The following is a 13,490-nucleotide window of genomic DNA, read 5'->3' as shown; positions in this document are numbered from 1 at the left end:
GCTGGTAGTTCTATAAAAGGCAAAGGAGGGCTGATGCGATTCGCAAGTCCCTCCACTCAATTATTGAGGAGATTTATGCCTTGTTAGTGAACGGTACTAGTGCGACTGATGCTGTTGTCCGAGGTTGCCAACTGTTAGAAGATGACCCCCGCTTTAATGCTGGAACCGGTTCGGTGTTGCAATCAGATGGGCAAATCCGGATGAGTGCGTCCCTGATGGAAGGTCAATCTCAACGCTTCAGCGGTGTGATTAATGTGTCGCGAGTGCAGCATCCGATTCAGCTGGCAGAAGCGTTGCAAGGCTCCGATGACCGCGTGCTGTCGGACTATGGAGCGGCAGAATTGTTACGAGACCTTCAACTCCCGGTTTACAATCCTATGACGAAGCTGCGGTTACAAGAGTGGCTCCAAGAAAGGCAGGCCAATTTTAGCCATAAGATGGCGGGAGTTATTGCTGAGGACGAATTGGTGACGAGCTCTGAAGCTCGACGGGGAACCATTGGTGTGGTTGTACTAGATGGCCGGGGTCATCTGGCAGCAGGGACCTCTACTGGTGGTAAGGGTTTTGAACGGATTGGTCGCGTCAGCGACTCGGCGATGCCAGCAGGAAATTACGCTACTGCTGATGCAGCAGTGAGCTGCACCGGTATCGGGGAAGACATTATGGAAGAGTGTCTAGCAGCACGGATTGTGGTGCGAGTCACTGATGGTTCATCCCTGGTGAATGCAATGGAGCGTTCATTTAAGGAAGCTCGGAAGAATCAGCGAGATTTTGCCGCTATCGCTCTAGATGCTAATGGTGCGATCGCATGGGGCAAAACTAGCGAAGTTCTGCTAGCGGCTTATCATACTGGGGAAAAGATTGTGGATACGTTGAATATGACTAAGGATGTGGAATTTTTGTCGATTTAAAGGTATCTGACAACTTACGGATACAGGATGCTGAAATCTTGATAGTTATTATTAATGGCTTTTCGGTACCTGTTAGACTAAGCTATATACTTTAGTCGCCTCAAACTACTATTGTTTATAGCTTTGAGATTTTGATAATTGATTTTTTATACTAAATAGTATCTCAATGGCTAAAAGCGTTGCCTAGCAATACTTTTAGCCATTTTTTCTGAGAGCGACTGCAGTCCCTGCTCCCTAAAACCCAAGACGAAAGTACCTAACCCAATTGAAAACTGCTGTATCGTAAGTAATCAAGCAGACATGATATGAATAGTGCTAAAATGCTCAAAAAATTAGACAAGGTTTTGCTATTTGCTCTTTTCTTGGGTCTAGTTTTCTGTATCTACGGGATTAATTGGGGATGGGTGGAAGAATGGAATCCTGACCAAATGGGCTTTAAAGAACTTTTTCAAGCTGGAAAATTACCTTTCAATCCCGAATCATTTCAGAAGCCACCTTTTCATACCTATTTTGTTTACTTTTTATCTGTTTTACCCTTTGAATTAATCGGCAATACTCTACATCTATCCGCCGATGATATTAATCCAGCTAAACTCCTCTGGTCAAGAATGCTAACAGTTTTTCTGTTTTTAGGTTCAATTATTTTAGTCTATCAGATCTGCAAGAGGTTTTTTGGGGTTTTCCCAGCTCGCCTAGTGACAATTATTTTTGCTACCAGCGCAGGCTTCATCAGCTTTAGTCATTTTTTGACAACAGAGATTCCCGTAATGTTTTGGATGTTATTATCCTTCTATTTCGCTCAAAATATTTTGTTATCTGGCAAGTTATCGGATTATGTTATAGCTGGTTTTTGCACGGGAATTGCCACAGCTACTAAATATAATGGTTTGGCAATAGGAATGGGAATTGTTGTTGCTCATGTTCTTTCCTTGACTTCGAGATCATGGAGGCAATGGAAAAAATCACTGTTCGACAAAAAACTTATTATTGGGTCTTTCGATGGTCATTAATTGGTTTTTTGGTATGCAATCCCTTTGCCTTACTTGACTATTATACTTTTTGGGAGCATTTTTGGTACAACTATATTGTCACCCCTGTCTATGGGGGAATTGCAGAAGGGAATAGTTTTGGGGAATTTGTTGTCGCCATCCAAGAAATTATCGGTTTACCATCATGGTTAGTGTTTTTGCTTGGCTTCTTATTTTGTTTTTATAGTCTTGCTGTAGACAAGGAAAAACCCCTCGAACATAAAGGGATATTGTTACTTTTTAGTGTATTTTTATTATATTATTTTAAGTTTGGCTCTTTTCCGAGAATGGAAACTCGCTTCGTCATGCCAATAGTTCCTTTTGGTTTAATTATTTCTGGTCTATTCTGGAATAAAATCAAGGGAAATCGGTGGTTAATGATTGGACTTTTACTAGTTATTTTAAGTTACAACTTGATTTGCAGTTTTTATGTGGGTAAGCGTTTTACAGAAGACCCTCGAATGGTAGCTCAAGAGTGGGTAAAAACAAATATTGAAAAGGGAAGTTCAATAGAATCGAGTGCCTATTCTCCACAATTTAGTAAGATACCAGGGGTGATTTTAACAGAACAAATAATGCCAGATATTAGCGGGCGTAAAAAAAAGTTTAGCCGTCTATTTAAAGATAATCCCTGGATCATGGCACGCCTGCAGTGGTCAACACATATACGCTGGGAGAAGGAAGATAGAGAAGAAGATACACAATGGTATAACCTTGAGAGATTGAAAGACCGAAAACCAGACTATATTGCGGTTAATTCCCGCTACTACAAAAGATTTATTGTCCGTCTTAAAAATGACTATCCTTCCCTATACAAATTTTTTAGCGATCTTTTAGAGGAAAACTATCCTTATCACATTGTATTTGACCAAGAATCTCCAAAGGTTCCAGAATGGATTTATCCTAAAACTATTGATTTTCTTCAGAATAGAATGGTGATTTTTGCCAAAAATGATCTGACCTATAACTAATAACCTACTTTGGGTTCTCCAAATTCCACAGAGCATCAATTCCACTACCCACATAGTCTGAGGCTTGGTGCAGCTCAATCCATTGTACAAGAGCACTGGACACATAACTAGATGGTTTACCTAACTCAGCCAAGGTCTCAGCAGCTGAGGCTCGTACACCAGACTCCTCATCTTTGAGGCACCCCAGCAAGGCAGTGATCACAACTTGTGAAGAATTACCCAACTGGCTTAAGGCTTTAATAGCGGCACAACGTACATCAGAATCTTGATCCTCTAGCTGTGGTAGTAGGGCACTGATCACTGTTTCAGAAAGGTTACCTAACTGACCATTACCTAACTGACCTAAAGCAGTAGCAGCGGCACAACGAAGATCAGAATCTTTATCTTTGAGGGATGTGACTAAAGCACTGACTACGCTTTCACTATGCTGGTCTAATTTACCCAAGACCGAAGCACTCAAGCAACGAACACGAGAATTTTGATCGTTTAGCCTTGTCAATAAGGCACTCACAACGGTTTTACCATGCTGCTTCAATTTGCCCAATGCCCAGATACTGGAGTAACGAACACGAGCATTTTTATCGTTTAGCCCCATCAACAAGCTATTCACTACTGGCTCAGAAACCTGATCCAATTCACCTAATGCTAAAGCTGCTTCAGAACGAATGGTAGCATCGTCATCTTTTAGCCAGCTCAGCAATGTATTTACTAAGCTTTCTGAAGTATTGTCTAATCTGACAATAGCGCTTAGTGATAAGTTCTGAATATTTTTTTGAAGACTAGTGTGCTCGGTAGTAGTGAGATAATAGTCGGGATAGTCTAATTTAGTTACACTAGTTAATCTATCACTAGTTAATATCTCACTGGCCTGGTGACGCACGGTATTATTTTTATCTTCTAGCCCTGCCAAAAAGGTTTTGAGGACTGTCGGGTTTTGCCCTAATTGGTTTTGCTCTAACTGGTTTTGCCCTAATTGGTTTTGCCCTAACTCGACTTGGCGTTCCTGGGATTGTGTATCTTTCTGAGAGTTGGCTCTATCTTTCAACAGTTGTAAAACGTCAAGTTTAATCTCAGTTTGATTCAAGTCGGAAAGGGTTTGAAAGACTTGCTGATGAATTTGGTAACCAACTCGCCGTGAATCACTGGCTGCTAGGGTAACCAATGCTGCTAAAATCTCTTGCAGTAGGGAATTATCTGCTATCTTCAAGGGTTGAGGATTTTCGGCAAGGCAAGTGGCAGCAAATAATAAATCTCGATGTAACCAAGACTCATACTCACTGTCATGATTTAAAATTTCCTGAATTGCTTTAGCGGCTTTTTTTGGTTTAAGCTGAGCAATTAGTAGGAGCAACACGTCTTGCCAGTGGGAGTCATGGAGATAGTCTTGGATATGAGTCAATATAATATCAAAATTTTCTTCATTATCGGCTTGATAGTTAATTTCTTGAGCACACAGATAGTCTTGAAATATTTTATGGATAAAGGCGTAACCATCCAACCCTTGTTGTGTTAAAATACCAGTGCGATGCTCCTTTGGAGCCGCTACGCGAACGCTAATTAAATTAACCAACCGTTTTGCCTCTGCCTTGGCCTCGTATAACTGAATCTGTTTCATGGTTTTAATTTCTCTACCAAACCAAGCGATCAGTTCATCTCGATTAATTACTATCCTACCTTCTTTCTCCGTTTTATCTTTTTCCTTTTTACTATCCTGGGTATGCATCCAATACCCGAGACGTTCCATCAATCGTCTGCAATCATTCAATCCCAGATATTTCAGCGTCTGATTATTACTAATATCTGGTTTATTAATATCTGGTTTATTAATATCTGGTTTATTATCCCAGGAGGTTAATAACAGGTCTACTGCCTGGTCATAAAGCTGATAGCGCTCCAAAGGCAATCGGAAATGATAGCGGTGAATTAGGGTAATAATCGTTAACAATAGGGGATGTCTTGCCAGGTTTCTAATCTGATCATGCTCAGATAGTAGGTTGATCAGGCTTTCTTTCAGTCGTTGTGCTTCTGCTTTGTCTTGAATCTGACTATAGTACCAGCGCTGAATAAATTCCTCAATTTTACTGTCATCAAAAGACTGAAGTTGATAGCGAGAAAATTCTTGGTTCCAGAAAAACTCCCAGGGGGTCTTTGAGTTAGAGTAACGGTCGTTATCGGAGGTTATAATTACCCAATTGTTAGGAAATTGCTGGATAAAATCTTTAATTTGCCCTACGACTTGCTCACCTTTTGCTGGTTCTATAACTTGATCAAGTCCATCGAGCAAAATCAATGTCCGTCCATCTTCCAGCCAATGTTCAAAGAAACCTTTAGGCAGGGATTTCAGTAATAGGTTTTTTTCCGCAAACTGCCGTGCATACTCTAGAATACTGATATCTGAATACTCGACCCAATCCCGGATATCAATTAAAATCGGCAGCCAGTCAATATCTGGCGCTAACCCAATTGCTTCTGGTTGCTTCTGGGCTAACATTACAGCAACATAATTCATTAAGGTGGTTTTACCTGAACCAGGCGCACCCAGTAGTATCACGTTCCGGGATTTAGCAGAGTTAGCCTGCCAGGTTTTTACCGCTAATAAATATTGGGCAAGAGTTTTTTTTACCGTTTGCCTACGCAATGGTTGCCATGACTGATCGGGTAAGGCTACCTGAGGGTGAAAAGCCCGCGACTCTAACGGTCGCTGACTACTGGGATGATGTAACACTTCTACCTCAGGCATGACAAAAATTTGGTCAAGCTTAAGGGCATGGTTTCCATGGTGGGTCGCTACCAACATCCCAGCAAACTTAACATTATCAATCCTGTGGGAAATTTGCCAGAAATAGTTTTCCTTAGTTAGTTGAAATTGTAAATAACTGCGGGTTTTATCAGTATAAGTCTTGACAAAGGTTTCAATCCAGGGAAGAACAAAGCTATCTTGTGGTTGAGTCTGGGCATGGTTTAACGCTACCTGCTTAAATTTCTCCACAAGTAAAGAGGTTAATGGTGCTTTGTTCTCCTCTTGGAGGGGTTTGTGTAATTCCTCCTGTACTTCCCTATGTTGGAAAAAGTCTTCCAGAAAAAGCGCGATCGCATCAGGAGCAGAATAATAAAAAAGGCGCTGCTCTGGTACCAAGGGTTCTTCTCGCACTAGAGCAGCTTTTAGTGCTTCCTCTAGTGCTTTTTGGATATCGGCAGGAGTTAGCCTAGTTTGAATTTTTCTCCCTAAAATAGGGGCAACAGATTTAGCAACAACAGAAGCAATTTCCCAGGCCATAGGGCAAACTCAATTTTCCGTCAACAACAATTATTATCGTAGTTGCGGACAGCCCGTCTGAAAATTGGAACGGGCAAGATGCCCATTCCACGCCAAGATGTCCATTCCACTCACCAGGTCAAACAGCTTTAATCAGATGCACCATCTTATCCCTCTTGAAAAACCCAATTTGGTAATTCACCTAACAACCTGATCAACTTACAGCCATCCCTTATCCTTGCTCAGCTGTTGGAATCTTCAGTGGTCTTTAATCGCCAACCGGGTTTAACGATCTGATTTCTACTACGAGCAATCACCAAGCTATCGTTTGGCACATCCTTGGTAAGCACAGAACCAGCTGCCACAGTGACATCCTCTCCTAAAGTTAGTGGTGCCACCAGAACACTATTGGAACCAGTCTTAGTGCGATCGCCTATCTGGGTTTTATGCTTTTTAACACCATCGTAATTGGCTGTAATGGTACCTGCGCCAATATTCACTCGTGACCCTAGGGTAGCATCTCCCAAATAAGATAGATGAGAGGCATTAGTGCGATCGCCTATCTGAGTATTTTTCAGTTCCACAAAATTTCCGATACGGCAGGATTCTCCTACTTGGGCATGACCCCGAATATGAGAATAGGGACCAATACGGGTGCCATCTTGAACCACAGAATCACTCACCACTGAATATAGCACGGTCACCTTGTCACCCAACTGGCTATTTTCAATCAGACTCCCTGGGCCAATCCTACTACCAGCACCAATCACCGTATTACCTCGCAAATGAGTTTGGGGCTCGATGGTGAGATCAGGTTGCAATTGGACAGTTTCATCAATGGTGATACTGTTTGGGTTAATTAATGTCACCCCGGCCTTCATCCAGTCATCCTTAATCCGCTCTTGCAAAATCTGCTCAGCCATGGCCAGCTGTTTACGGTCATTAATCCCGAGAATTTCGTGGGTTACTTCCACATCCACTGCCATGACTGGATTAACCATGGTAACCGCATCCGTTAGGTAATACTCATTTTGGTCATTATCCGCAGACAGTTTTGGTAGAACCAAAGCCAATTGAGACCAGTTGAAGCAATAGACACCAGCATTGATGCGGTTATTTTGCTTTTGAGCATCAGTGCAATCCCGGTGTTCCACAATCTCTTGCAGCTGATTGTTACTATCACAGAAAACCCGTCCATAGCCCGTGGGATTCGGCAAATGGGCAGTTAGGATCGTAGCGCCATTGTTATGGGCTTGATGGCTTTCTAATAGTCGTTTAATGGTATCGGGACGCAACAAAGGAACATCACCATTTAAGACCAGTAAGTCTCCGGTATCGTCTGCCAAGTGGGGCAACAGTTGCTGGACGGCATGACCAGTACCCAATTGCTCTTTCTGTTCAACGAATTCTACATTCGTGTAGGCGCTCAGACTTTCTTTTACCCGTTCACTCTGATAGCCACAAATCACGATCACTCGTGAGGGGTTAATAGAAACACAACTGTTGAGCACTCGCTCCACTAGAGTTTGTGAACCCAAACGGTGACAGACTTTGGGCAGGTCAGATTTCATGCGAGTTCCGCGTCCTGCCGCTAGAATTGCTACTGCAACCATAGATTAGCTTTTTGCTTCCATCTTTGCATCCCTATCATACTAAGACTTGAGCTGAGTTCAATGTCATAAATTGGCAGTTTTTTTAAAGATGCAGGAGAGAGAATTAACAATTCAGGATAAGAATGATGAATTTATTAGGAGAATAAATAGAATTATTACCGATTAAACTCTGATTAATTGCTAATTAGCTTAAAATTAACTTATTATAAGGTCAGCAGTCAGCAGTCAGCGGTCAGCGGTCAGCGGTCAGTGGTCAGTGGTCAGCAGACGTAACTCAGATTAAACAAATGGTTACCTGTTTTATTCAAAAGCACCTTAAGTAGCGTGCGGGTAGCGCTATAGCTGATAGCTGATAGCTAAAAGCTGATAACTGAAAGCTATTAGCTTTCAGCTAATAGCTGAAAGCTGAAAGCTGAAAGCTGATAGCTGATAGCTGATCTTAACTATCAACTCTCAACCAACGCTTTTTCCAATGAGAGGTTGGTTCAAGTAAAGAGTTTTGCTGCTCTAGGCGGCGTCGGTGTAAAATGCCTGAGGCTGAGTCTGATAAATTCGGGTCTCGGTAAGGCACAGCAGCACGAGTTTGCAAATGTTCTTGCTCTCGGATTGATAAGCTAGGTAAATTAGCTTCAGTAAAGCTAGCTATAGTACCGGGTTGTCGATTTCCTACTTCAATGGTAGATCCAATCGTAAACCCAGCTGTGATCAGGGCAATTCTAACTGCTGCGGCACAAGAGTAGGTGGCTAGTCTACCGGTGTCTGAGCAACATTGGGCTAAGTGTTGAATAAATTCTAGGGTCCATAATTGAGGACAGTTAGGTGGGGAAAAGGGGTCAAGAAAGATAGCATCGGCTTGGAAGTTACCTTGTTGCACCTGTTGGATAGTCTCTCTGGCATCACCGAGATATAGTTGAGCTTGGAATTGCTCGGTTTCAACCAGTCCAGTAGTTGCCAGAGCCTCTAATAGTTGGGGGATAGGATCACGAAAGTGATTCAGCCAACCCTGAGCGATCGCAGCTTGTGGTACGGTAGAGTCTAATTCTAGGGCAACCAGTTGGACATGGCAGTGGGGATTTTGTGTCCAAATTTCCCCTAGGGCAGCAGCGGTGTTGTAACCTAGACCATAACAGATATCCAACAACCGTAGCACTGGCTGTTGGGCTTTTTGGGCTAGTTGGCAAGGTTTGACAAACTTCACCTGGGCTTCTTCTATGGCACCTTGTCGGCTGTGATAGGATTCACCAATTTCTGAACAAAAAAAGGTAAATGAGCCATCAGCAGTCATTTCCGGTGTGAATACCTTGTTATCGGGCATTAGGGATTTTAAAGGTTGAAGGTTATGGGGTTGAAGGTTGTCTGTCAGAATGCAGAATGTAGAATGCAGAATGTAGAATTCCAAATTCATAAGCATTCAGCCGTCAGCCTTCAGCTGTCAGCCGTGAGCCACGCTACACGAACGGGAGAATTTAATAGTTCGAGATTAATGAGAATTGAAAGTCTGAGGAAAAGCCCATCTAAGCCTATGCGCCTAGCGCATAGGATGATGGCTGATAGCTGAATACTTACCCAAATTCTAAATTCTAAATTCTAAATTCTAAATTCTAAATTCTAAAATGTTGAAGGTTGAAGGTGATGGGGTTGTTCGCCTTTGGCGTTCCTGTCGGGTAGGTTATTTGCCCAACATCGAACATGTAACCTGCTAACTTTCAACGCTTCTAGTTGGTAGGCACTGCCCACCATCGGATTATTGAAACTCCCCGCTCTAAAGAGACGGGGAGTTTCAAAAGAATTGGCGTTGCTGAATTAAGGTATAATTTAAATAATTACACAGAGAAGGATCTGGAACATCCCAAAATTTAAGATAGTGAATTACCAGAATGTCGCCACATTTCCTCGGATTTGGAGTAGCAAAAACTTTTTCGCTTGATAGACTATTTGGGTCCTGATCTTAACTAAGCTGTTGTGCATTTTAAATGCACAACAGCTTATTACTTACGACTCAAACGCCGAGGTCTAAACTTCGGTAGTGGTAAACAAGTAGCTAAACCACTACATCTTTACCACTACCTAAACTTGTTACCTCGTCCAAACGTTATTCGCGTTTAATGTTCCTATCCCGGCCCACTGTATTTGATTTTGATTAATCAGAGTACCTATTTGACACTCCCCGCCCTGTAAGGACGGGGATTCTTGCTTCAACGAGGTGACTTGTTTAACCAGGCCGGAGCCAGGAAAAATAGAGGTCTCTTCTCCACAAGCGTATTTAGTCTATGACCTAGGTTTCGGTGTGCCCCACCGTACCTAATCTAGTTAACAAGTTCGATAAACTTTTTCTTGATCTTATGTTTTCGTAGATATCCAAATCGTTAGATTTGATTATGCAATAAGCTGAGCTCTTAGCTTATTTTTTACATCATCTACTTATTTTAAGACTATGTTTATCTATAACATTATTGGTTTTTATCTTAACACGATGCGATAAAACCGTCAAGTCTTAATTTAAAAAAAAGCCGTCCTATAAGGACGGGGCTTTAAACCCAAATTTTTGGTAAACTCGATCATCTGGGAAGTTAACTCGTATTACATCTGGGTCACTACAGATCACAACACCACGCCCATTTGGACGAGTACCCATAGTGATAGTAACCTGCATATCCTCCACTGTAATCTCAGATTGACCCTCAGATTGACCCCATGTTCCTGCTATACTCATCATTTACCTCTTGCTGTAATTAATTTCAATCAACACATTGATCATAGAAAATCTAACCCTGGCTTGACATTACCCTTGAGGGTACCTTTGATGTTAAGAATTATTACTGACATTAATCGGCATTGCATAGTAGGATTGACTTGGGTTGATTATCTGGCGAGAAATGTGATGCTATTACTCCCGGGAACGCAACTCCTCAAATCAGACCCTGATTCAGCAACGCCTAAGAATTAATGGCAAAATCCTGTTTCTCCCTAAGCTGAGACTATCAAAATTCAATCGAACCAAACCCTAGTCTATGACAGATCCTTTTCAAACACCCCACAGCGGATATCACTGGGACGGTAAGAGCGGACGCTTTTTTGAAGGTTGGTACTATCGGGTGACTTTACCGAATTGTGGTCAGACCTTTGCGTTTATGTATTCCATTGAAGACCCCATTGGTGGTCAACCCTATAGTGGTGGTTCAGCCCAAATTCTAGGCCCTGATGATCAGTATCTGTGTCGTACCTTTCCCCATCCGGAAGAGTTTTGGGGGTCATCGGAATCCTTAGGTCTAGGACATTGGGGTAAAACTAAATTACAAATTACTCCTCAATACCTTAACCCCGATAAATTTGAGTATCAAATCAAGGAAGGATATCAGGCTACAGCTACCTTGAATCAAGGGTTTATTCGGGACCCAGCCAGCGGAGGCTATTGTGATTGGCGCTATGAAATTAAACCGATTTATGGCTGGGGAGATCTGGGAAAAGCCCAGCAATCAACCGCTGGCTGGCTTTCGTTTTTACAGATATTTGAACCAGGATGGCAAATCTTGATGGCCCACGGTTTAGCCACTGGCTGGATTGATTGGAATGGTAAGCTCTATGATTTTACCAATGTCCCGGCCTATGGGGAAAAAAATTGGGGTCGTGCTTTTCCTAAGAAGTGGTTTTGGCTCAATTGCAACAGTTTTACCGATCAACCAGACCTGGCTCTAACTGCTGGTGGTGGTAGACGGGAAGTAGTGGGGTTGGCAGAAGCAGCTGCTTTGATTGGCATTCACTACGAAGGTAAATTTTATGAATTCGTGCCCTGGAATTCAGAAGTAACCTGGCAGATCCAGCCTTGGGGAAATTGGCAGATGCAAGGGCGCAATGGTGAGTATGAAGTAGAGTTAACTGGTACAACCGATTTACCTGGTACACTTCTACGAGCTCCCACGGAAAAGGGATTAAATTTCATTTGCCGAGATACTATGCAAGGTCAGCTGAAGTTGGAACTTAAACAACGACGTGGGGATAACGTTGAACCGATTTTGATAGCTGAAAGTAAGTTATGTGGATTAGAAGTTGGTGGTGATTCTTGGGAGAAACCTTGGAATTCTTCGGCTAAATTGCCTTGGGTTTTGTGAGACTATCCTGCCTTGGGGAGGGGTGCATCTCATATTTGAAAATCTTGGGTAGGGTGCGTTAGGGGGAGCCCTCATTTTCTCCCTCGTAGCCATGGTTATGTTGCTGCCCGTAACGCACCACCGGGTCAAACAGCTTTTAGGAGATGCACCCCTTGGGGAGTGTGGGGCCCGGGCGCGGGGAGGGTGGGCATATGGGGAGATGGGGCAAATTTTTATTAAGGCTAATTAGCCGACATTATATAACACCAGCATATCGGCAAATTTGCTACTTATTGATAGTGTTATTGGGCTACTAATACTTGGGTATTTTTTATTTTATAAAAGTCAACTAATCCACATAGTATAGCAGTCGCCAGGGTAATTAGGACATGACAAAAGTCTCAAACTACAGTATGGCAATAGTTTAACTTCTGACTTCTGACTTCTGCTATAGTAAGTCAGCTCGCGATCGCTTTTAGATTCAAAGTTTACGTCAAATAGCGTAGTACTTCGGAATAATTACTTAATTTTTATTGTCCGGATCGACTCAAAAATTTAATATGACTCTTGACTTTCAAAGGCTGAGGTAGCAAGAGCCATAAAAACCTTACTATATAAGGCTTTGAGTACAATTTAACCTATGGGCTGAACTGATTAACCAGTAAGGATTTAAGCTTGTCTGTCACCCCCCATAAAAAAACTATCAACGACAATGCTCACAAATAATTCACAAAGCAATGATTACCTAAATAAAGTGTTCAGATTGCTAATATTTGTTGAGTTTTTTATTGTCCAGCTTGACTCTAAAATTTTTTTCTGGTTAATATACATATTGGCTTTCAAATTTTTTGAATTTAAAAGATGGCTTATGGGGCAATTTTAGCCCTAAATAGCTTAGCATATCAGGCTTTGATGCCAATGATTAAGCATGACTGGTTACAGTTGCAAATTAACCATGATTTATTTTTTTAGTTTTGGCTTGCAAAAACTCAATCAATTGCAACGATTTGCAGGTTGGTTTATACTACGAAAGTCTCACGAATTTTATAGTTATAAAAGGAGAAATAAATTATGGCTGGTGGTGATTTTTCAGTTGATTTTGCAGCGGCAAATCCTGAGACATACGATCACAGTACAGGAGGAGGAACTTACGGTGATGGAGGAACGACAACTACCGTTGAATCTTTACAAGCTGGAGATTTTGAATGTGACGATATCGTTTCTTATTTTGCTGTAGTTACCGTAGATCAGAATCCAGCAGATGCGAATCAAACTATCGAACTTGATTTTTCATTTTTAGCTGATACAACTGGTCAATCAGGTGCTGCTATCAGCGACATTGTTAACGTAGAAGTAAATCCTGGCGATACTGGCAACATTGGTGATAATGACAGTACAGCTACTCTCACCAACGAGGGATTAACGGGCGATCTATTTCAGTCTGGCTCTGAGTTAGAGGGAACAGTAACCATTGATAACTTGGAAGCTGGAGAGCAGGTAGTTGTTCGTATTGATGTCCGTCTTGATTGCCAGGCTGGTAGTAATCCTACAGGTAATTTACAAGGGGCGTTAACAGGTGGTCGAGTTATTTCCCCTGTACAAGAAGGAATTAATACCGGAGAA

At 42.0% G+C, this 13,490-nt stretch carries 8 protein-coding genes and 2 pseudogenes; 5 read left to right on the top strand and 5 right to left on the bottom strand.

What is annotated here, in order from left to right; genetic code table 11:
• The 3 genes and pseudogenes from LYNGBM3L_RS09900 to LYNGBM3L_RS09890 form a co-directional block, all read left to right on the top strand.
• Nucleotides 1–911: pseudogene (locus LYNGBM3L_RS09900) on the top strand (isoaspartyl peptidase/L-asparaginase); the annotation flags it as partial.
• A gap of 320 nt (nt 912–1,231) precedes the next feature.
• Nucleotides 1,232–1,921: an ArnT family glycosyltransferase gene (locus tag LYNGBM3L_RS09895; protein WP_229414418.1), complete on the top strand. Its 690-nt coding sequence runs from the start codon at nt 1,232–1,234 to the stop codon at nt 1,919–1,921.
• The gene (locus LYNGBM3L_RS09890; RefSeq protein ID WP_008181950.1) at nt 1,864–2,910 is read left to right on the top strand and encodes a glycosyltransferase family protein; all 1,047 of its coding nucleotides are present in this window, start codon (nt 1,864–1,866) and stop codon (nt 2,908–2,910) included. The genes LYNGBM3L_RS09895 and LYNGBM3L_RS09890 overlap by 58 nt, the downstream gene beginning before the upstream one ends.
• A 4-nt stretch (nt 2,911–2,914) precedes the next feature.
• Here LYNGBM3L_RS09890 and LYNGBM3L_RS09885 read toward each other — a convergent pair whose 3' ends face one another.
• From LYNGBM3L_RS09885 to LYNGBM3L_RS09870, 5 genes are all read right to left on the bottom strand, one after another.
• Nucleotides 2,915–6,187 carry a HEAT repeat domain-containing protein gene (locus LYNGBM3L_RS09885; protein ID WP_008181949.1) on the bottom strand — a complete coding sequence of 1,091 codons (3,273 nt, stop codon included), beginning with the start codon at nt 6,185–6,187 and terminating at the stop codon, nt 2,915–2,917.
• 221 nt (nt 6,188–6,408) lie between these two features.
• Complete coding sequence (glmU, locus tag LYNGBM3L_RS09880) at nt 6,409–7,779, bottom strand: bifunctional UDP-N-acetylglucosamine diphosphorylase/glucosamine-1-phosphate N-acetyltransferase GlmU (RefSeq protein WP_008181948.1); 1,371 nt, start codon at nt 7,777–7,779, stop codon at nt 6,409–6,411.
• Between the two features lie 439 nt (nt 7,780–8,218).
• Nucleotides 8,219–9,190: a tRNA (5-methylaminomethyl-2-thiouridine)(34)-methyltransferase MnmD gene (locus tag LYNGBM3L_RS09875; RefSeq protein WP_008181947.1), complete on the bottom strand. Its 972-nt coding sequence runs from the start codon at nt 9,188–9,190 to the stop codon at nt 8,219–8,221.
• Between the two features lie 197 nt (nt 9,191–9,387).
• Nucleotides 9,388–9,519, bottom strand: a complete 132-nt coding sequence (locus tag LYNGBM3L_RS48530) for a hypothetical protein (protein ID WP_267872008.1) — start codon at nt 9,517–9,519, stop codon at nt 9,388–9,390.
• Nucleotides 9,520–10,294: 775 nt separating this feature from the next.
• On the bottom strand, nt 10,295–10,495 hold the full coding sequence (locus LYNGBM3L_RS09870) for a hypothetical protein (RefSeq protein ID WP_008181944.1): 201 nt from the start codon (nt 10,493–10,495) through the stop codon (nt 10,295–10,297).
• 295 nt (nt 10,496–10,790) lie between these two features.
• Here LYNGBM3L_RS09870 and LYNGBM3L_RS09865 point away from each other — a divergent pair, with 295 nt between their 5' ends.
• Nucleotides 10,791–11,888, top strand: coding sequence for a tocopherol cyclase family protein (locus LYNGBM3L_RS09865; protein ID WP_008181943.1), 1,098 nt, complete (start codon nt 10,791–10,793; stop codon nt 11,886–11,888).
• A 1,050-nt stretch (nt 11,889–12,938) separates the two neighbouring features.
• Nucleotides 12,939–13,490, top strand: a pseudogene (locus tag LYNGBM3L_RS09860) (DUF7507 domain-containing protein); the annotation flags it as partial.

The organism is Moorena producens 3L (assembly GCF_000211815.1).
Classification (GTDB): Bacteria; Cyanobacteriota; Cyanobacteriia; order Cyanobacteriales; family Coleofasciculaceae; genus Moorena; species Moorena producens.
Note: the sequence above shows the minus strand (reverse complement) of the source record. Positions and strands in the feature narration are given on the sequence as shown.